Here is a 21,924-nt window from a genome sequence, read left to right as displayed (position 1 = left end):
CAATTATGCTTCGATTGGTTTACGCCAGTCGTCAGCACCAGATGTGCCAGCAACTAGGTGTTCCCAGTCAATTTTACGGTAAGCTAGCGATACTTTAACTAGCTGTGTAAAGCCGCCTTTTGATTCGTCTTGACAGTGTGGCATTTTACAATCGATATCAACGATAGTTGCATCAGTCAAAATAGTTGAGAAGAAGTGTTGTTGCTTACCTTCAACGGTAGTGTGGTACCACTTTAGCTCAACTTTAGGTAGCATTTCACCTGAAGCCAATGAGTTGTACATTAACGGTACCGCTTTGTTTAGCGCTACTGTGAATTGGAATGGCTTGTGTACACGCTGGCCTGAAGGCTGACCTGATTGTGGATCTGTTGGTACAGTTACAATGTGATCAAATTCTTGTACCAACATTTGGTCTTCGTGACCTTCTTGGTAGATGTTACCTACTGATTCTGGCGTGAATGCACCAGCAGTGATGTTACCTTGGGTTTGACCTTCGATTGCAATATAACAAGGGGTTGGCATCGCTAATTCCTTCTGTATGAAAATAATATTTTTTTACTAAAAAATGATGTTGTTGCACTTATTACTATTCAGTTTCTGTGCCAAAACAAAAAATAAAACAAAAACAACAACTTAGTAAAATTTGATTTTTTATTCAGGCAAATTATTGCTCAGACTGGGCAATAACTTGCTCGCTAGGCAAAAAGTTGCTTGCGCTGGCATGCTCTTTTGCATCTATCCCTTGCTGCAGTTGCAAGGTCTGCTTCGCTAGGCTGGCTTTTAATTGCAAGCCTGACAAATACGTTTCCAGTTCAACTAACTCTTGCTCGGCTTTGTTGGTTTCACCCCTTTCGAGCAGCTCATCTAAGTAGTAAGCGCGCGCTAAAATAGGTGACAAACTAATGGCATAACGGTGTAGCTGCTTAATATCTTGTTTAATGGCAGCGGGCACAGCTTTTAACTGCTGGCTTTTTTGCTCTAGGTTTGCCATTACAGTACGGGAAGCAGCAAAACGTTGATGTAGCTTGTTGAGTTGATCTAACTGCTTAATTTGTTCAGCTTTTATTTCTTGATGCTGTAACTTTAGACTGGGGTCTTCAGGAAATAAGTAGGCCAGCGAGCTCGCTAGCTGCTCGGCTTCTAACTGTGTTGAATGGGTGTCTAATGCCATTAACTGGGTAATTTTCTGTTGGTATAGGCGCGTAATATTGGCTTTGTTTGCAGCGAGATCTCGCTCGGAGAAACTGGCTATGACTAATTTAGTATCAGCCTTTCCCAGCAAGGTAGGTACGCGTTGCCAAGGCGCCAACCAATCTTGTACGGTGGGAGTGGTATAAAAAGGCACTGCAGCAGGTAGGGTTAATAAAAAACCGCCCACAAGGCCAATGCCTAGCTTCAACCAGCCCCAACGAACTACTTTTTTAGTCACCACTTGAGTTGTTTGCTTAGCTTTAACCACGGGCTTTTCTAAGCGGTCAATATGCTCGAAGATTAAATACCCTAGGCTATCTAGATGGGGCATTTTAAGCTCAGGGCTTTGTTCAAACGCTTGTGCTAAATCGGATAACGCGCGCTCACAGCGGTAAAGTTCACGTAACAGATTTGCGTCAACCGTCATGCCTTTTACATCATCAACGCACTGGGCAATGGTCCAGTTAATTAAATCTACCCGCTTGTCCAACGGTAAGCTCCAGCTATCCCAGCGGCTGTTAAAGGTAAAACTAAGCACTTCTAAACCACAAGTTAGCCCAGCCAACCCTTGCTGCTTGGTTTTAGCGATACAAAAATAGGCCGACAGTAATAAGTCTAATCCTTGCTGCTGCCCTAATTTTAAAACTAACGTGGCAACCTTATCCCAGTCTATTCGTCCAGATAACGGGGTAAATTTTCGATTTATTTCGCTGCGAATGGTTTGGTATTGGTCTTCTGCTTTTAACTTGGCCTCGTCTTCAGTGATGAGCAAGGCTAAATCAGAAAAATAAAAAGGAACCTTTAATGTCATGAGTTTCCTCAATGCGATAGCCTATTAGGCTCACAAAGATAAGGCGGGACAAGCCCGCCATTGTGATTAGTATAAGGTTTGCGGCAGAGTGAAGCTTTGCAACAAACTGGTGGTAAATGGATTCACAGTGTTGTCCGTTACTAAGCGGTAACGCATATGCCCGTGATCAACTTTAAATTCATAGTCGACAGAGGTGGCCGTTGTACCTGTCACTTGCCCCTTATCCAGTAAGCGGAATAAGGCCCATTGCCCATTAGCGCTCACTGAGCGAGGCGACTTATTAGCTGCACCAGGTACTAAGGTTACTTTGCTGGTCGCCGATGGACGCAATGTGTTAGGCCAAACCAGTCCTGTGCTCATTCTCGGACCATGGCTATATTCCACATATTGGCCGTCAACATTGAACAAGCTACGACGTTTATCAGGGCTTAACTCAAGCGGCTCTAAGGTAAACTCAACATCTAAGCTGCCTTTTTTGTTGAAGAACGCTTGTTGAATATGCTTAGCGGTCTGCATTTTAGCCAGCACATCTGAGCGGATCAGGTTTTGACCACCCGCCCACGCCGGATTCGCTCCGTTAGGATCTTCTAAGAAAATACTTAGCTTATTGTCATAAAAGGTATTTAGCACACCGTTTGGCGCAAAAAACTCCGCAAAGTCATCCAAAGCAACATCTTTAGTGGCATTGGGGTTAAATGGGTATTTGTTGGCAAGCTTCGCTTCAAATGCTTGATATACTTCTTCATACCATACCACTTCAAGCTGTCTTACGGCGGCCACCAGCACCACACGCCATGCATCATCAGCAATTTGACGCACGGTTTTATTCAGCGGTGCAGGTAAGCCTTCAGCAATACGTTGCAATGCAAATATGGGGTCGGCATCACTTAGTGAAATACGCTTTTGCGTGGCTTCTAAAGCTGCCTTTCCTTGCTCGCTGGCACTTTGAATATCATTCATGTATTCATACAAGGCGTAGATTGAAGCTGAGACTTCATCTATATAAGCGGGTTGCTCTCCGCTCGCTACCAGTAAGCCATTCAGTTTATTAAAGTCATTCGCTATTTCTGCCGCTATTTGGTATTGCTCTGACTTCATTAGGGCTTTCTTCGCTACTTCATCATCGGGTAATGCAGGAAATAACGATGTGTTTTGCGACAGGGTAGTTAACAGACGAGAAAGTGGCTTGGTTGAGCCAACTAATTGCTCGAGTACTAATACGGCGTGGTTAATATCTTCAAACTTTTTAACCTTAACGTTGGCTAGCGCTTGATCCCAGCTATTAATATATTGCTGTTGATATAAGTCGCGCACTTGAGCTCGCAATACCCGCTTATCTTCATCACTAAAGTCTAAGGTTTCATCCAAACCTAGCACCCAAGAATCAATAAGTGCGAATTCTGATGCTTTTGCTGCTTTTGGCACGTAGTAGCCATTAAAACCAGATTTGGTCATTAGCCTTTGTATTTCAATGCTCTCTTCGTCAACAGCATCAAAAACCAAATCAAAACTTGGGCCTATCGCTAAACGTAAATTCAGGGTACCACCTAAATCAGTCGCCGCGCTTTGCTCTAAATTACGAAATAGACGACGATCCATTGGTAACTTGCTTAATTCTTTCTGCGCCGCCAATACAGTTTGATCATAGGGTGCAAGGGCATTTTCAGCATCAACGATATTAGCCAAACGATCGGCGGTAAGGTCGGTATGCTCAAGAGCATATTCTAAATGCGACATAAGCTGCATTTGCACATCACGGTTGCCCGCGTAAATTTGCTGCCAATATTGAGCAAAATACGCTTTTACTACCTCATCATGACGGCCACTTTTATCGGTTAACATACGAAATACACGCAGTAACGCCAGTTTTTCATCACTGCCCGCGGGTGCTTCTAGCATGGCTTTACTCACGCCAGCCATGAGTGAGGGTAAATAACGAAATTCTAATAAATTTAAGTAGGTTTCTTCTACTTTTGGGCCAATAACATGGCCTTGGTATAAACCTAGGTCTGAGATGTATTTTGGCTTATCGCGAAATACACCAAACTCTAAGGTAGCGCTGCGAATAAGATTAAGGGGTTCGATCAGGTTTTTACCGGTCGGATCTATATCCATTAAATTATTTTGCTTATGAAACACCTCTACCTTAGTTAACACCGCTTCCGCTGAATTGATATTGTTGTGGTAATAACGTACCCAAGTGCTAAGTAAAATAACCCCGGCTATTGAACATGCCACTGCAGACAGCATCATGATGCGGCGCTTTTGCTTCGCGACTTTAAAGTTGTCTCCGGCCAAACCCGCCTCTGGGTAAATGATCTTTTGGAATAAATTTGGCGTAAAGTAGGTTGTTGAACTCTCAGCTTTTTGTGCGTAATTAATTGACTCTGCCATACCATAACGCTGGGCCGAAGCATCAACAAAGGCGTTAACGGGCACCCCTTGTTGAAATACTGAGGTAAAGTAAACACCACGCACTAAGGCTGAGGTAGAAAACTGGTCGCTAGAGAAAGAGTCATGGAAAAATTGCAGTAAAATTCGCTTTAAGCCAGCAAGCTGGCGACTTAGGCTATAAATCGCTTCGCGCTCATTGGTGTCACGACAATGCATCATGGCTGACGGCAGTAATGCGTTCAAGCGGGCGATAAACTGGTCGTATTCAGCATCAAACTCGGTTAACCAAGAATCAAATTGCTGTACCGAATCGAGACTAAAGGTAAAGCCTAAAACTTCATCACGTTGCTCTTTTGAGTATTCACGAAATAAAGGTTCAAACCCGTGTAACAAATCAAGCTTAGTAAGAGAGATATAAACCGGTAAACGCGTGGATAAAGTTTCCATTAACTCGCGTAAACGCGCTCTAATAAGATACGCATAAGCCTTACGCTCAGCCGCATCTGACGAAACTAGGTGAGCAAGATCGAGTGCGACTACCACACCATTTAGTGGCCTGCGGCTACGTTTACGATCTAGCCAAGTAACAAAATGTAGCCATAGGTTACGCTCTAACCCTTCCGAGTCACCTTGCTGTGACGACTTTTGTGCTAACAACTCACCATCAGGATCGATAAGTACCGCTTTATCACCGACCCACCAATCAAACGAAAACGGGTTTTCTGATTTGTTACCTGACGCGCGCATAACCGAGCTTAAAACAAAGCTTTGTCCAGAGCGGTTGATCAGGCTAGTTTTACCTGCATTCTCCATGCCCAACACAAGATACCAAGGCAATTCGTATAGATAGTTTCGGCAATTAAGGCTCTGCTTAAGCTTGATCATCATTTGGTTTAACTCTGTCTCTTGACGATCAACAAAGCGCTGCACTGGATTAACTTCTAATAACTGATCGTAATGTTGCTCAGCTTTGACTTTACGCAACTTACGCGATTGCAACCAACCCCAAATAGAAAATGCAATTAAGCACACGATTAAGCTGGCAATCATACGCTGAGTAACCGTTACTAGTGGTTTATAGCCGTCGATTTCTATTTGCGGCCCCAACCACCAAAGCGCAGCTTGGAGCAAGACAAAAATAACGACAACTAGGCCCGGCACTGACGCGCTAAACAAAGGAGCCAGCCGACGAAAGAGAAAACTAAATTTACTCCACATGTGTTTCATTCCTAATTAATATTATCTATAAACCTAAGGTTTTTATTTTTGCTATTTATGGCAAAGCTTGTGCGACATCATTGGTATCGCTAACGCACATCCGCAATGGTGCTGGTCATTCGATTCAACAATGATGGCTCCCATTGCGCTAAGCTAGTTTGGTTGGCTTGGCTCAATAGCTGCTGATATTGCTGCTGCGCCAATGCTTTCATGCCATATTTGTTGAGTAAATCCGCCGATAGTAAGCGCCAATAAAACTGGTCTCTGGGCTCTTGAGCCTGCTCTAAACCGGCATTCAATTGCGCCAAAGCCAGTTCAAAGCCCGCTTCACGAGCCAAGTTATCCGCCTCTTGCCAGCGCTGCAGCCAATCACCATCACTAACACCATGACTACTTTGTTCTTGGGATTGAACCCAGCTGGCAGTCGCTTCACTAACAAAAGGAGCGCCACCTTTAAAGGTTAAATCGGTCAATTTAGGTAACCGAGCAATAAGGCTGGCTACTTCTTCTCTAATAGCCTGAGCTGCGGCTTTAAAGCCAAGCTTTTCAGCCAATTGAGCGCTGAGATAATGTCCATCAAGCCAAAAAGGACTGGCAACTAAACTGTTTTCAATTTTTCGCCATAAGGCTTTGTCACCGCTTTTACTGAGCATGTCTTGGTAGTCAGCCACACGATCAGGCGCAACCGGCATAAGATCAGTTTCATTACCTTTTTTCGCATCCGGCGCACTGAGAACGGTAAACCAAATAGCGTATCGCCTTAGTCGTAAGCCTTGGCAGGTACCCATATCGGTTTCGCACATAAAATCAGCAATTTTAAGCAGTGACTGCTTCACTTCTTTTTCATTACTGGTATCAACACTTGGCATGCTGCTCGCGCTTGTTGCTGTTGGACGAGTAGTAGACTGACTTGAAACCGGCGCTTGATTTACTTGCAGGGCAGTCGAGTTTGATGACGCTAAGCTGCTAATGCGTTGCAACAAACGAGTGATTTCATCACTGGGCAGGCCGTATTCTTCACTGAGCACAGCAATATCTTTTAAGGTCTGCTCTAATTCTGTTTTTAAATCGGGAGCTAAGCTAGCATCACTGAGCCCTTCCATTGTTTGTAACGCTCGTTCCATGATCATGGTGAAAAAGCGTCGTCTGGGCAACTTGCCTCGATCACCTGGCGCTGGATGCGCAGTGGTCCAAAATAGGGCCATAAAGCGCTCTAGCACTTGCATCGAAAGCAGAAAACGAGTGATGTCTTGGTCACGCTGCAAACACTGCATCAACACGACAAGTAATTTAATATCTTTGGTTTTTTTATGCAGTAACTCAACCGTAGACGTTTCCACTTGCTGCCACTGAATGCTGGCATGAGCCAGTGATCCTACCTTCATCATTTGATCTTCAATAAACTCAAAGACCGGATCGTCAACTAAGCGCTCACCAACAGGCGCCGCTTCACTAACGGGGGCGACTAACTTGGTTAGGTATATTTTCATCGCCTTACCACCGACATGTCGCGCGCAATGGCGCGATCAGTTCTTTAATTGTTTCACCGCTAAAATGTAATCCATTGACGTCAGGGTGGTCAGAGCGTAAGGCAAAGCCAGCGGGTGATAACATGGCTTTCATGACTTCAATAGCCGGTAACCCCCGACCACTGCGCAACATCCGGCCAGTATCATCTAACTGCCATAATTGGCTATTAGTGTGCTTGCCCTTTATGGTTACGTTGATTTGGTTACCGCTAATCGGCTTCGCAAAGTACAGTTCAACTCGGCTAATTTTATTTAAGCAGCTCAGTAGCATCACGGGCCTTGGCTCGGTGCTGCCAATGGCAGGCGCCGCTAGCCAATGATCAGATAATTCCGCCGTGCGCGGCGCGCTTTGATAAAGAAACGCCACACTGCCATTGCGGTAACTTTCTATTTCTTGCATCCGCTGCCACTGTCCAGGCAAGGATAGATGAGCACCTGGCGTCGGCGTATTCTCACTAAGGGTGGCCGTAGCGGTGTTAAACAAACGGTCAAAGCAAGCAAGGCGTTCAAGCCTTGAGCTAATCTCGGTACACTGCTTAGCTTGCTCAATTTGCTGCGGTGCATCCTCAACTTGGGCAAATGCACTCGATATCGAGATGCACCCTAAGATAAAAGCGAGCGTCTTATTCAACGGTAATCTCCAGTCGTTGGCATTTGTGTGCCAAGGTGCGTTTCGGTAAACCTAAGCTCAATGCTGCTTTGCCTCGGTCACCATGGTATTGATTCAAGCGTCGTTTAATTAATTGCCGCTCATATTCTTGGATTGCGGCTTTTAAGTCATTAACCCCTTCAAAGGTACATAGCGCTTGCTCTGAAGTCGGGGTATTAACAACAGATGATTCCGTTGTTTCTGTTTCAAGTTGCGGCAGTGCATCTAATGCGATTTCTTCAAAATCACAGGTATGGGCACAGGCAAATTCAATCACATTTTTCAGTTCACGAATGTTGCCTGGAAAGTGATGCTCATTAAGCTTATTCAAGGCCGCGTAGCGGATCCCTTGTACCTGACGCTGTTGCTGTTGGTTAAACAGCTGGATCAAATGCTGACTAATTGGTAACAAGTCTCCTTTTCGTTCACGTAATGACGGGCACAATATCGGAAATTGACTAATGCGATAAAACAAATCGCGTCGAAACTCACCTTCTTCTACGCGTTGCTTTAGGTGAACGTGAGTGGCACAAATTAACCGAAAAGAAGCTGATTCTTCTTGCGTTGAGCCAAGCGGCCTAAATTTACCATCTTCAATCACACGCAATAACTTTGCTTGTAACGGCAACGGCATATCCCCTATTTCATCAAGGAATAAAGTGCCACCATCGGCTTCTTTAATCAGACCCGACTTGGCCTTAAGTGCACCAGAAAAAGCGCCGGCCTGATAACCAAATAGCTCACTTTCCAATAAGTTTTCCGGAATAGCGGCACAGTTAATAATGATTAACTGCTTGTTACTACATGGCGATAATTGATGAATAGCCTTAGCCACCAAGTCTTTACCTGTACCTGTCTCGCCTTGGATTAAGACACTAAGAGAGGACTGTGCAGCCTTTGAAATGTGCTTTCGTAGCTGTTCAATTTGAGCGGTATCCCCTATTAAAATACGCTCAAGTTGATGATACTTTTCCTGCTCGCAGGCTTTATTTTGTAGCGCTTGAACGTCTTGACTTAAGGTTTTACGTGACGCGATTTGACGATCTAAACGCTGTAATAGTGTCAGGTGGTTTGCCAGGATTTGCGTCATGGTTAGAAAGTCGTCACCAGCAAGCCATTCATTGTCACCTTGCTGTACTTCCATGACTAACAAACCCGGAATCGCACCGGCTAAATTATCAAGCGGCTGTACCACCAACGTCGCGCGACTATCAAGGCTAAAGGCAAACTGGGCAAATTCTTGGCTATCTTGCCAGTACAGCCGATCTGAATGACTTAACTTAATGACTTTATTCTGCCTGATGCTGCGGGTAAATGGCTGGGTTAAATCGGCGACTTGCCAAGCAGGCAGCCGACCATGCCAACCAAATGGCACTAAACTTTTACTGTCTTCACTGAGCATTAACACGCCAGCGTTAACAATATTAGGGAGTCGCTCTAATGCGTCACAACATTGTTGTAACGCTCCAGCTTGCCGGCTAACACTAGAAAATGCACTAATTACATTAAGCCAGTTCAACATAGCTACTCTACCGTACAAACAAATTCAGCGTCGTCGCATGACAAGCCGATAAAGCTAATCGCCTCATCTGCGGCCATTTTATCGAGCAATACTTGCGATAATGGCGGCAGTAGCTGACCATCAATAATGGCTTCAAGCATGCGCGCACCATTTTCTGAACGAGTAGCACGGCGACAAATTTCATCCACTAATGAGTCAGATAGTTCCACTTGAGCTTTATAGCGATCAACTAAACGCTGTTTCACTGCATTGAGCTTGTGCTGGGCAATTTCTATCAATACGTCAGGTGCCAAAGGTAAATAAGGCACTGTTTCCATGCGGGCCAATAATGCGGGTTTAAAGAAAGCAGCCAACTCAGGATATAAGCGCTCTTTCATTAAGGCCTCATCGTCATGATGATCCACTATGGTTTGGTAACCTAAATTAGAGGTCAGGAAGAACACGATATTTTGACAATCAATAATGCGCCCTTCACCGTCGGCCAGTTCGCCTTTATCAAATGCTTGATAAAATAAGTTCAACACTTCTGGGTGCGCTTTTTCTACTTCATCTAATAACACCACCGAATAAGGCTTCTTACGAATAGCCTCTGTTAATACGCCACCTTCACCAAAACCAACATAACCCGGCGGCGAGCCGATGAGGCGTGACACAGTATGCTTTTCTTGGTATTCAGACATGTTAATGGTGGTTAAAAATTGTTTACCGCCATATAACTGATGGGCAATTTGCACCACGGTTTCTGTTTTACCAACACCACTGGGCCCGACCAATAAGAACGCACCTTTTGGTCGCCCTGCTCGTCGTAAATCGGCACGCGCCGTCAGTAAATGTTTGTGTAACGTGTTTAACGCTGGCTGCTGACCTTTTACTTCCGCGCCCAAGATGGCTGGCAGCTGAGTAATTTTGCTTAATTCATCGGTGTTCATTTGATTAACGGGTACACCGGTCCAGTCTGCAATCACTTGTGCAACTTGTTTTTCGTCAACCCAAGGGTGGATCAATAATCGGTCGGCTTGTAGCAGCGCTAACTCGGCTTCCACCTCTTTTAATTGATTGAGAATATCTTCGTTGGTGTGTTGCTCATTCATAAACTGGCTGCGCAATAACACGAGATTTTCAACTAACGCTTTTTGCGCCAACCAATCGGTTTCAATACAGCTTGCTTGGTCGCGGTTATCCGCTAACTGTGAGATTAAACCCGCGAGATATTCCGCATCATCAAACTGACCAAGTAATTTGTCTCGCTCAAGTAACTCAATTTCAGCTTGTAGCTGTTGATTAAGGGTGTTTAATTTGGCGAGTTGGCGCGGCGGTGACGTCAGGTTAATGGCAATACGTGCACATGCGGTATCTAATACATCAATGGCTTTATCTGGCAATAAACGTCCCGAAACATAGCGCGCAGATAATTCAGCAGCCGCTTTGACGGCTTTATCACTGATCAATACGCCGTGGGCTTGCTCATATACTTGATGTAAACCACGCATAATACTAATACTGGCGTCAATACTCGGCTCTTCTAACTTCACGAGTTGGAAGCGACGCGCTAAGGCAGGGTCTTTTTCAAAGTATTTTTTATACTCTTTCCAAGTGGTTGCGCCAACAGTACGTACTTCACCACGCGCGAGTGCGGGCTTAAGTAAGTTAGCCGCATCACCGCCACCTTCCTGATTACCCGCACCAATGAGGGTGTGTGCTTCGTCGATAAATAAAATAATCGGCTCTGGCGAGTTTTTCACTTCTTCCAAAATAGCTTTTAGGCGTTTTTCGAACTCACCCTTTACCGAAGCTCCTGCTTGCAATAAACCTAAATCAAGAGCTAACAAAGACACTTGGCTTAATTGCTCTGGCACTAAACCGTCGGCAATACGTTGCGCTAACCCTTCAACAACGGCGCTTTTACCGACACCGGCATCACCCACTACAATGGGGTTGTTTTTACGACGGCGACAAAGAATATCAATCATCAAGTCAATTTCATTGTCACGACATAACACCGGGTCCAGCTCACCATCACGGGCGAGTTGAGTAAAGTTGGTGCTGTATTTCAGCAGCGCACTTTCTTCGCTCATTAGCGCTGATGATGCCGGCTTTTTACCTGTTTCAGCTGACTCTGACGAGCCTTGTGTTAGAGCGTTAAACTGAGTTCTTAATGTTTCACGATTAAACCCTGAAAATTGCTCAACTAATGCCATTGGTAAATAACGTTCAGCATTGATTAAGCAAGCTAGAAAGATTGCTCCAGTACGCAATTGCACTTGGTCTAGCTCCGTTGAGGATAGTAACCAAGACTCTTGCAGCAATTCGATCAGTAACGGGGAAAACACCGGATAAGTGTCGTGACTATCGCCTTGTGGCAATAAGTTACCAAGATTTTGCTGCAGGCCATCGTGATCTAGCTCTAATGCATCAACCAATAAACGAACATCACAGCGAGATGTTTCAAGGCAGCTATACAGTAAATGCAACACTGTGACATCTCGATTTTGTCGACTGACACTTAATGCCGCCGCTTGCTCTAACGCATGCTTAGCCACGGGGGTTAGCTTTGCAATTAATTTGGGTAAGTCTACACGCATTGACACCGGCTCCTGTTATCTCAAAATCATGTCGAGTTGCTCTAAAACCATTGAAGACTTGCTATGCAAACTCCAGCTGTAAAATATAAATGCCGTTAAAATCACACCACCAAACAAGGCAAACACCGACCAGACCGGGAGTTGTTTAGATAAACGATACTTGGTGTTGGCAACATTATTTAATGCATTGGTGAGCTGACGAGATGGCTCACGGCGATGCTTTTTAAGCAAGTCATAAAGTGATCCAACAATTTGTTTATATTCATCTTTTCCGTTAACCAGCACCTTGTAGCGACCTTCAAACCCCAAGTTAAAACAGAGGAAAATAAACTCTAAAATATCTTGGTAACGTGTCGGCTCATCTTGGAGACGGTTTAAAATAGTGAATACCTTTTCGCCACCCCATGTTTCATTATGAAAACGCGTTAGCAATGAATGCTCAGCCCACTCACTATGACTGCCCCATTCCGTGCCCATTACGGCTTCATCAATGAAGGAACAGAGTACATAGCGATACGCGATAATGATGGCATTTTCATAGCCTCGCTCGTTTAGCTCAATTTCAATCGCCGAGATTTCATTAACCGTTTGACTATATAAACGAGATACATCGTCTAGGTAAGCTAGCTTACGAACGCGGATCACCATCCCAATCAAAGGTAACGCGGCATCAATCAAGCCGTTGTCGGTATTACCTCTTAATTGAAAGTGGTAATCCATATCAAGATTAATCCGCTCTGCCTCTTGAAACAGTAATGTTTCAATGTCGTGTGGCAGTGGCTCTTTGTAAGTTTTATCTAACATGGCCTAGCTCCTAATCGCCCAAAATTGCATTTCTAACTCAGGGAAGTTGCCTGCTACATGGAAGGCAAACCCACTGGCGTTGCGTAATACTTCCCAAGCCGGATTGCTTTTATCCAGCTGGAAGTAAATAAAACCAGAATGGTATGGCAACTGACGCGGTGCAACTGGCAGTGAAATAAGTGGTACGCCAGGAAGTTGCAGCGAAATAAGCTCGCGAATTTTTTCTGATGACGATATTTTGGTTTGTTGCACAAACAGTTTGCGCAACTGCTCGAGCGGCATACGCGCCTTAACGGCTAAAATAAAGTCTGCTTGCTGTGGCAAGCTAGTATCAGTAATTGGCGCAACCATTAAGCCGTATTGACGATTTTGCAATTGCAACGAAACGGCCTTGGGCTCAAGTACAATACTTAATGCCTGACGCATCAAAGACATTACTTCGTTTAATGATTGTGAAGGCAGATCATGATTATAAGGCGGCACGATGGGCGCAATACGGCTGTCATCGGTAAAGGTAAATAGCTCACCACAAACAGACGCGAGTTTTTCGTATACTCGCTCTGGATGCACGGCTCGTAAATTAGCTAAGTGATTAAGCACTGGCGATTCACGGTTAAGCATTTGCAACGACATAAAATCAGACACATCCGCAACGCCACTTTGTCCGGGCGAGCCAATACGTGTCGCGATATTTTTAGCTCGCTCCGCCAGTAGGCCGGCGGCTTCACTTAAAAACTGATGTAACCGCGGCACAGAATTTGAATTGGTATGACAAGGAATAAATTCCTGATCCATCAGTAAGCTACCATCAGGGCGCTTTTGAATGATCCGAGCAATCGACATCGAAGCATAGCCACTACGATCTTCTTGTTCGAGCATTAATTTAAGATCTACTTTACCCACTTCTAAGTCAGTAAAGTCACCTTTATCAGAATGGATGTCCTTAGTTTGTTGCTTATCCACCTTATAACGACAGCTCAGCTGGGCATCAGGCCAAGCCACTTCATTAACCGACTCACTGCGCAATGGAATAGCCAAAAAGACTAACTGATTACTCGCCAGTTGCTCTGAAATATCAAGAGGAGCCGGACTTAAGTCTTCTTGCGGAATATTAAACACGGTACCATCGGGCATCACCCCCGCAGCTTTTTGCAGCGCAATACGGCCAAAACTCAAATATTCAGGGTTTAGCTCCAATTCGGTAATGCCATAAGCATAAGGGCTGACCGACTTAGTACGCTGCTCTATTAAATATTCGTTATGCCTTTGTTGTTGCTGGAAGTGCTGTGGCTTAATGAATAAGCCTTCTTTCCAAATCACTCGGTTTCTAACTGACATAATTTTTAATCAACCCTCACTAGCTTTACATCTAATTCACGCAGCTGGACTAAAAAGTGAAACTCACTGCCTCGACCACTTAGTTTTTCTATTTTTTTCCATTCGCTTTTTTCGGGATCAGCATAAAAAGCCAATACCGCGACATACTTGGTATCTTCGTCAACTTCAAAAGCGTCTATAAATTTGAACTGACCAGGAGTGAGAGCATAATCGTCATGATCTAAATAATTCTTTCCTAATGCCTTTTCAGGATCCTCTAACAAGGCATCATAATCCGCAGCCAAATACTTAGAGTCGTCTTTTAGTTGGAATACTTGAAAGGCAACAGGAGTAGCAATACCACTGAGATTGGGGTTGATATTTTCATCAGCCACTAAGCTTAGCGTAACGGTAGTGGCACGCGCTTCAGGATCGCCTATCGCAATAGAAGGATCCCAAATTACTTGACCTGTTTTTTTCACCACGTCAAAAATAGAGCTACACGCAGTGATTTGAAACACAACTATCAACAGCAGCATAGTGCGCCATTTCATTAGCCTTGCTCCTGCTTTTGCAGCTCTCTTAATTTACGATCGTAGGCTTGCTCGAATATTTCCCAAAACAGCTTTTCAAAACCTTGCTGGCGGCCTGATTCTAACTCTGAAAAATAAGCGCTATACATATGCCAAGCCCAAGACTCACTATCTTGAGAAAGTGCCTGCTCGGTAGTGCGGTAATGTTTAAAACGCTTCATCAACGTATCTGGTGAGAATGCACCAAGAATATGCTTTAACGCATAGCCTATCGCTTCTTGAACCGCTATTTGATGATGCTGAATAGTGCGCAAACTCTCCGCAATAGCAGATGGCGCAGACAAATGTACCGGGCTTTTGTTGGGACCAAACATTACATTCATGGTTTGATCGTAATCTAAACCTAGCCGCAATGGATTGTCCTCAATCGGCTGTAGGTTTTTAGCAATCACACCATAACGCTGCTTATCCACATTTTTGTGCAGTGCCAATAAACCATTAATTGCAGCGTTAAGTGAACTCCCGAGTTCTTCCGCCATACTTTGCATATTCACTGTATCTACGGGCGCCGAAATCGATGACTCTAAGCCGCGAAAAACAGGACCAAGGGCTAGGTGTTGCTCGGTAGTTAAACTGGCGTCGTGCGCCGTATAAGTATTAGGGTCAAGTGAAGATGATGACTCATTCATTGGCGTAAATTCCTGATTGGATATAGGTTGACCGGCATTCATTGCGGCATTAACGGTGGTTTCGGCGTCAGCCTGAGCATGACCGACTTGAGCTTCCCAGTGAGTATTGACTAACACATCGTCAGATTGATCTAAAGCCACCTCTGCAACCGGGTTTACAAAACACTTTTGCTGCTCGGCGATACGCGCACTTTCAAGTTGGTCTAATGCAAGTAGCGGATCATACTGGGCGCTAGGGGCTGGCTTTTCTGTGTCCTGCTCTCTCATTTCAGATGAGCTGGTTTGATCGATAAATTGGTTGATATCAAAGCTAACTTCATCATCAGCGTAACGTTCTGGTTTTTCAAAGTGACAACGAATACGGTATTGCCCTAATTGCAATTCGTCGTTTTCTTTTAGCCGTACCATTTGATTTCGCCCTACTGGGAAAGAAGCCCGATTGACAAATGTTCGGCCAGAGCTGTCTCGCAAACAAAAGTCGTGATCGACGAGCTCAATCACACAGTGTAAGGGAACGATATCTGTATCCTGATCAGTGAGATGCCAGTCATCGCTGTAATCAGAGCCGATACTGCCGCCAGCTGCGTAAAAGGTATGGCTGGCTTGCAACCCAGGCTGCAGTTTTTCACTGTTAACGACCGTTAGTTCTATTTTGTTTTGCATTGTATTCATGCGGCTGCGTCCTGCTATGCTCTTACTTGTATTAATACACTTCTGTCTGTATTTACTTTGCCTAAAAAGGCACTCCAACCGAGATATGCTGACTTTTCATCACCGACCTTAAACGCCGTAATTTCATCTGGCGCAAGTTGCAGCGACAAGTCGTAAGCTAGCTGCTCGCGCAATACAAACTCGATTAGCTTGCATAAAGGGTCAAATTCAACCCCACTAGGCAAAAAATCTTTAAAACGTTGGCGTGATAAACCACCGATTTTAAGGGTGAATTTGCCACCTCTATCAGCAACTTTCTCACCAATAACGGTATCCTCACCCAAGCTAGCACCTTGTTGGCCGAGTAAAAATTGCTGATCGTCAGGTATCCTGACGGATCGTAATTGCCATTGGTCAACTTCAACATCATCAAGGTCAAAACAGTGAGCGACGATGCCCGCGACCACTAAAGATGAACGACTTTTGCCGGCCAACATGCCGGAATAAGCCAACATTTTGCACCAGTTTATTGGTGTCTGCCCGCGCATAGCGGGGTCTGATAAACCAACTAAAGAAAACAGTTGCGCTGAAAATTTATCCTGCGCATCTGCTTCAAATTGCACGTAATAGCGATACTTACGCCAAGCCTGATGCAGTAACGTCATTAGCCGATCGTTAAAGAAATCAAACAACACGTGCTTAATGCCAGCTTCTGGCTCACAGGCCAGTTCATCCAAGTAATAATTAGGTAATGGCGATTGCGCACCATTAAGACCAAGAAAGCACGTCTCCAATTTAAACTTGTTTGGGCTGTTTTTTATCGCTGACAGGCTGGTAATATCAGCACAAGCAAAACCTAAACTTTTACTGGCAGCGTAAAACACCTCAAAATCACTTTCTTTTTGTAATTTTTGTAGCAACTCAACCAATTGAAAAAAGCTGTATTCACGGATATTGTTCGCAAATAAATCAGCAATGGTTAAATCAGTGGTTGCTGACCCGCTTGTGCATTCCATTTGTACAACTCTTGGTTATCGACATTGAGTACTTCTAATTCATGAAATGAATTAATGCTGGCGTATAAAGAAAAAAACTGGCTGAGCAGGGCACCAAAGAGATACAGGTCACCCTCGCAGGCGAAGCAACTTTGCTTAAGTGATAACCGAGTTTTTAAGCCTCGTACCGCAACCCCCTTATAAATACGGTCGGTGGGTTGTGTTTCTATAGCGACAACGCCATTAAGGCGTTGCTTGGCAATTTTTTCAGCTTGGCGATCAACCAACGCTCTAAAATCGTATGCGCGTAAAACAGACTGCAGGGCGTCTTTAGACAATAAAGATAAGTAGTTTAGTGAGAGGTTAGAGATCAACGTCCAAAGCAAACTGCCATCAAGCACAGGCCGCTGAGTTGCGGTTGGAACAGTAATATTACGGAACTCAACAAAAGCGGGAGTATTGTCACTTTCAAGGCATATATCCCCAATGCCTAATGCTAAAGGTAACTGACGATTGCTACAGGTTAGATCGAGTGAGATGGTTTCATTTTTATTAATGCATAGTGTCTCATCATCACGTACAAAAGAAACGAAGTGGTCAAAGCCATCATTACGAATACTGTCTTTAACTCGCAACCGATAATACAGCGAGCTTCTTGCTCGCGCGCGCTCTATATCATGCTGAAAACTTTCAAATGCGCAGTATATTCTTGGCTTGCCCCGCACTCGCCCATCCGTATCGAGTAACCAACCTTGCACCTTATCGACCGAAAACACTTCATAATGAGAAGGATACTGGCTAGATGGCGCGATGCGCTGCTGAGTCAATTTGCCATCTAAATCGATCGGATCAGCTGAATGGCTAAATAAGTTAATAGCAGGTGTACAATGCAATTGAAAATCATCTAAGGCTATTCGCGCATCAGCGGGTAGTGTTTTATTAAATGTGAAGCGTAACGCAATTTTGTCGCGGGCTGCTGGCGGCAAAGCGGCAGCTAAACTGCCAACATCAAAGAAACTAAACGCTTTCGGAAAAGTCAGGTATTCCTGAATTATTCGATAGCCTTCATAAGCATTTGCAGGATAAGGTAAAATCGCATCTTGGCGATCAAATCCAACCATTTTGACGGTGCTTTTATCAAGGGAAAAATGCGTGCCATCAATCACTAACTCAAAGCTTTCTAAATGATGGCTCAACCACAAAGATAAGGTTTGCGCATTATAATCACAGCCACCTAAGTAGAATCTAAGCGTATCCAACCCTAACGCATTGAGCGGCTGTTTGGTCAAAACATCGAGTGTGATATCTAAAATACTGATGTCGCGAGAGTAAGAAACATCTACATTTTGCGTTGCCAGTGGATAAACTTTGATTGGCCGACAAGTTCGGAAACGGCATTGCGTACCCTGCACAGCAATACTATCAACTTGCGTTCCTTTTGCGACTTCATGACCTTGGTCAATCGCTCTATCCCTTGCCGCAAACTGCATTATCGTCATGCTCGGTACAGGGCGTAAGTAGTTTGGCCAAAGCATGTTGATCATCGAGTGAGTGAGCTCTGGAAACTCATCTTCAATCTTTTCTCGTAATTTACCTGTGAGGAAAGCAAAACCTTCCAACAATCGCGCGACATCAGGATCGACTACTTTGCCATCAAGAAAACGAGTTAATTGCGGATAGATCTGCGCAAACTCTTTCCCTTCACGGGTGAGGAAATCTAACTCTTCGCGATAATATTTATTTACGGCCATGGCAACTACAACGCCCTATATCTGCGATTACCATCTAATATAAAGTCGAGTTTCACTTCGCTATCACTTGAACTAAGGTTGAGTACCGCTGTTAGGTGGAAGCGCAAGGTGAGCGGATCATGCTCATCATTCACGACATTCACATCAACCTTATGGATCCTAGGTTCAAATTCTTGGATCAACCGTTTGATTGCCATTTTAATTTGCAAAGTTAAATCGTGAGTCCCAATCGTTGCGTCATTAAAATCAATTAAGCCCAAACCTGGCGCGCTAAGCGAGTGCCCACGCCGTGCATTAAACAAGTTCAATACATTGGTTTTAATTGATTCCACCACGTCATAAAAGTCAGGACCACTTAATACAGATGCTGGCTGAACCTCATGGTTCAGCCGCTGAAAGAAGCTTACTTTGTAAGCTTCTTCTGTCTCTAGGTCGAACACCGACATGATTAGGATTTATCCAATCGACCAACTAGTGATAACTCAAAGTTCGCACCCATATATTTGAAATGTGGGCGTACCGCGAGTGATACTTGGTACCAACCTGGCTCTCCTTCCACATCCGAAACCGAAATATTGGCTGCGCGTAACGGGCGACGACTACGCACTTCTGCTGGTGGATTTTCTTGATCAGCAACGTATTGACGAACCCAAGTATTAAGCTCACGCTCAAGGTCTTGACGCTCTTTCCATGCGCCAATTTGCTCACGCTGTAGCACTTTAATGTAATGAGCTAAACGGTTAATAATCATCATGTAAGGAAGTTGAGTACCTAACTTATAGTTAGTCTCTGCTTCTTTACCTTCTTTAGTATTTGGAAATACTTTTGCTTTCTGGATAGAGTTTGCTGAGAAGAATGCAGCATTATCTGAGCCTTTACGCATCGTTAGGGAAATAAAACCTTCTTCCGAAAGTTCAAATTCTTTACGATCAGTAATGAGTACTTCAGTAGGAATTTTTGGTTGAAGCTGACCCATCGATTCGTAATTATGCACAGGTAAATCGTGTACCGCACCACCACTTTGTGGACCAATAATATTTGGACACCAGCGGTATTTAGCAAAGCTTTCTGTTAAACGAGTCGCAAATGCAAAGGCACTGTTACCCCACAGGTAATCTTCATGAGATCGGCTTACACCTTCTTTGTAAGAAAATGTTTTAATTGGATTTTCGTCTGGATCATAAGGTGTTCTTAATAAGAATCGCGAAGCCGTTAAGCCAATGTAACGTGCGTCTTCTGAATCACGTAATGCACGCCACTTGGTATATTTAGGGCTTTCAAACGTTGCTTTTAAATCTTTAACGTTTGGTAAATCTTCATACGACTCTAAACCAAAAAATTGCGGTGCAACCGAAGAAATAAACGGAGCATGAGACATTGCACCAACGGCACCAATGTACTGCAGTAATTTCATATCTGGCGTTGAGGGGGTAAAAGCAAAGTTACCTAAAATGGCGCCTACTGGCTCACCACCGAATTGACCATAACCCGATGAATAGATATGTTTATACAAGCCTGATTGAGCAATCTCAGGTGAGAACTCAAAATCATCTAATAATTCTTCTTTCGTTGCGCTCAAGATCTCAATTTTGTTGTTCTCGCGAAAATCAGTACGATCAACTAATAACTTAAGACCACGCCACGATGATTCCATCTCTTGCACCTGTTTATCGTGCAAAATTTCATCCATTTGTGCGCTGATTTTCTTGTCCAGCTCGACAATCATACGATCAACTAACGCTTTGTTAACTGCTGTTGAATCACTTGACGCTAATAAGTTACTGATAAAGGCTGCAACACCTTTTTTCGCGACATCATAGCCCTCATCTTGAGGCGCCATACGAGTCTGCGACATGATCTGATCTAATAAGCTTACTTCAGCCTGAGCAATAGGCTGTTCTGCAACGGTTTCTAACACCGACATGGCATCAATCCTTTAATATAAACAAGTAAAATTCGTTAAGCTGGGTTTTCTTCTTTACTAACAAGATCAAGTTCTTGAAGCAATTTGTCTCGAGATTCTTCAGATGCTAATAAATCTTGCAAGCTCGCGCGGAACTGCGGGATATTGCCTAAAGGACCTTTCAGTGCAACCATCGCTTCACGCAGTTCAACTAGCTTTTTAAGCTCGGGAACCTGCTTAGCAATGCTATCTGGATTAAAATCATTGAGAGAGCTAAACGAGAGATTAACCGGTAGATCTTGACCTTCTTCTTCAACCAGCTTATTTGCAACGCTAGTTTGAATGCGAAGATCGCTTTCACGAATCACTGATTCGAAATTGTTTTTGTCAATAGAGACCGTGCCACGCTCTTCTATCGGAGTATCATCAGATGTGCCTTTAAAATCGCCTACAACGACAACTTTAAGAGGAAGCTCGACTTCCGACTGTTCATTGCCAGTTGAAGGTACATACTTAATATTTATTCTTTCTTTTGGTGCAACCGTGCCATCTTTGGACATGAAGCTGCCCTCCCATCTTTTAATAAGTTAATTGATTGAACCCCGTAATTTTGATTTGGGGTTAAACGTAGCTTGATAACTTAATAAATCCCGAAAGGCGCCTGATATAAACATCAAACAAACATATACGTCAACAAAGCACAGATTGAAATGTTATTTATCAATTAAAAATGAGATATTGATCGCAAAAAATAATTAGTAACAATAGTGTCACTTAGTAGAACACAATAAAATTGCAATAATGATTCACAACCTATTGATTTGATAAGTTGTGTTTATTTTAACCACTCGCTCCCTTAAAGGCTGAATAATGTAATATGACGGGCTAAAGAATATAAAAATCGGTTTTATTTATTATTGACACCGATTAAACCAATCCATATCATGACCCCAGCTTGATAACTTGATTATCACTTAAGCACAAAGACTTAGGTGAATGATAAAATAATAGTAAAAAAATTAGCTCTCTCACCTTTTACTTTTGGCTAAGTTATGTCGTCATGGCTTAGCCAAAAGAATCGCTTAACTCTCTTAAATGAGATATGAATTAATCGTTTGATATGCTCACTCGAAACCAACAAATTCAGCGCTGAATGTTATGTCATTTCGCTAAATAGTGGGTAGCCACCGTCAGGCATGCTATTGATAATGTTGAATAGTGTTTTTGAGACTTGTTTGACTCCAGTGGGCGATGTCTAAAATTAGACTGAATTTCCCAATTATCAATTGAGAACCAATAATCATGGCCGACAAAACTGGACTGCAATTTACCTTTACTGCACAAACCCTCGATCCCGAAACATTTGAGATCACTGAGTTTTCCGG

Annotated in this window: 17 protein-coding genes; all 17 read right to left on the bottom strand. The window is 43.8% G+C overall.

Going from position 1 to position 21,924, the window contains the following annotated elements; translation table 11 throughout:
- Positions 1–3: 3 nt before the first annotated feature.
- The gene (locus tag K1M91_RS20040; protein ID WP_232804035.1) at positions 4–522 is read right to left on the bottom strand and encodes an Hcp family type VI secretion system effector; all 519 of its coding nucleotides are present in this window, start codon (positions 520–522) and stop codon (positions 4–6) included.
- A 142-nt stretch (positions 523–664) separates the two neighbouring features.
- Positions 665–2,002, bottom strand: a complete 1,338-nt coding sequence (locus tag K1M91_RS20035) for a type VI secretion system ImpA family N-terminal domain-containing protein (RefSeq protein WP_232804034.1) — start codon at positions 2,000–2,002, stop codon at positions 665–667.
- Positions 2,003–2,068: 66 nt separating this feature from the next.
- Positions 2,069–5,614: a type VI secretion system membrane subunit TssM gene (gene tssM, locus K1M91_RS20030; protein WP_232804033.1), complete on the bottom strand. Its 3,546-nt coding sequence runs from the start codon at positions 5,612–5,614 to the stop codon at positions 2,069–2,071.
- Between the two features lie 89 nt (positions 5,615–5,703).
- Positions 5,704–7,104 carry a type VI secretion system protein TssA gene (gene tssA, locus K1M91_RS20025; protein WP_232804032.1) on the bottom strand — a complete coding sequence of 467 codons (1,401 nt, stop codon included), beginning with the start codon at positions 7,102–7,104 and terminating at the stop codon, positions 5,704–5,706.
- Between the two features lie 4 nt (positions 7,105–7,108).
- Positions 7,109–7,774, bottom strand: a complete 666-nt coding sequence (gene vasI / locus K1M91_RS20020) for a type VI secretion system-associated protein VasI (protein ID WP_232804031.1) — start codon at positions 7,772–7,774, stop codon at positions 7,109–7,111.
- Positions 7,767–9,314, bottom strand: a complete 1,548-nt coding sequence (locus K1M91_RS20015) for a sigma 54-interacting transcriptional regulator (RefSeq protein ID WP_232804030.1) — start codon at positions 9,312–9,314, stop codon at positions 7,767–7,769. The genes vasI and K1M91_RS20015 overlap by 8 nt, the downstream gene beginning before the upstream one ends.
- 2 nt (positions 9,315–9,316) lie before the next feature.
- Positions 9,317–11,896 carry a type VI secretion system ATPase TssH gene (gene tssH, locus K1M91_RS20010; protein WP_232804029.1) on the bottom strand — a complete coding sequence of 860 codons (2,580 nt, stop codon included), beginning with the start codon at positions 11,894–11,896 and terminating at the stop codon, positions 9,317–9,319.
- A gap of 15 nt (positions 11,897–11,911) precedes the next feature.
- Positions 11,912–12,700, bottom strand: coding sequence for a type IVB secretion system protein IcmH/DotU (gene icmH / locus K1M91_RS20005; protein ID WP_232804028.1), 789 nt, complete (start codon positions 12,698–12,700; stop codon positions 11,912–11,914).
- Between the two features lie 3 nt (positions 12,701–12,703).
- Positions 12,704–14,038: a type VI secretion system baseplate subunit TssK gene (tssK, locus tag K1M91_RS20000; RefSeq protein WP_232804027.1), complete on the bottom strand. Its 1,335-nt coding sequence runs from the start codon at positions 14,036–14,038 to the stop codon at positions 12,704–12,706.
- A gap of 5 nt (positions 14,039–14,043) precedes the next feature.
- Complete coding sequence (tssJ, locus tag K1M91_RS19995; RefSeq protein ID WP_232804026.1) at positions 14,044–14,571, bottom strand: type VI secretion system lipoprotein TssJ; 528 nt, start codon at positions 14,569–14,571, stop codon at positions 14,044–14,046.
- Positions 14,571–15,911 carry a type VI secretion system-associated FHA domain protein TagH gene (tagH, locus tag K1M91_RS19990; protein ID WP_232804025.1) on the bottom strand — a complete coding sequence of 447 codons (1,341 nt, stop codon included), beginning with the start codon at positions 15,909–15,911 and terminating at the stop codon, positions 14,571–14,573. The genes tssJ and tagH overlap by 1 nt, the downstream gene beginning before the upstream one ends.
- Before the next feature lie 14 nt (positions 15,912–15,925).
- The gene (gene tssG / locus K1M91_RS19985) at positions 15,926–16,906 is read right to left on the bottom strand and encodes a type VI secretion system baseplate subunit TssG (RefSeq protein ID WP_232804024.1); all 981 of its coding nucleotides are present in this window, start codon (positions 16,904–16,906) and stop codon (positions 15,926–15,928) included.
- The gene (gene tssF, locus K1M91_RS19980; RefSeq protein ID WP_232804023.1) at positions 16,870–18,636 is read right to left on the bottom strand and encodes a type VI secretion system baseplate subunit TssF; all 1,767 of its coding nucleotides are present in this window, start codon (positions 18,634–18,636) and stop codon (positions 16,870–16,872) included. The genes tssG and tssF overlap by 37 nt, the downstream gene beginning before the upstream one ends.
- Before the next feature lie 5 nt (positions 18,637–18,641).
- On the bottom strand, positions 18,642–19,082 hold the full coding sequence (gene tssE / locus K1M91_RS19975; RefSeq protein WP_232804022.1) for a type VI secretion system baseplate subunit TssE: 441 nt from the start codon (positions 19,080–19,082) through the stop codon (positions 18,642–18,644).
- Positions 19,083–19,084: 2 nt separating this feature from the next.
- A complete protein-coding gene (gene tssC, locus K1M91_RS19970) occupies positions 19,085–20,560 on the bottom strand; it encodes a type VI secretion system contractile sheath large subunit (protein ID WP_232804021.1) in 1,476 nt (491 codons plus the stop codon).
- A gap of 35 nt (positions 20,561–20,595) precedes the next feature.
- The gene (gene tssB / locus K1M91_RS19965; protein WP_232804020.1) at positions 20,596–21,099 is read right to left on the bottom strand and encodes a type VI secretion system contractile sheath small subunit; all 504 of its coding nucleotides are present in this window, start codon (positions 21,097–21,099) and stop codon (positions 20,596–20,598) included.
- A gap of 601 nt (positions 21,100–21,700) precedes the next feature.
- Positions 21,701–21,924: hypothetical protein (locus tag K1M91_RS19960; protein WP_232804019.1), on the bottom strand; the 224-nt coding region annotated here is incomplete at its 5' end.

Source organism: Motilimonas sp. E26 (assembly GCF_021278025.1).
In the GTDB taxonomy this organism is placed as follows: Bacteria; Pseudomonadota; Gammaproteobacteria; order Enterobacterales; family CBDFNC01; genus Motilimonas.
This window is presented reverse-complemented; position numbering and strand designations above follow the sequence as displayed.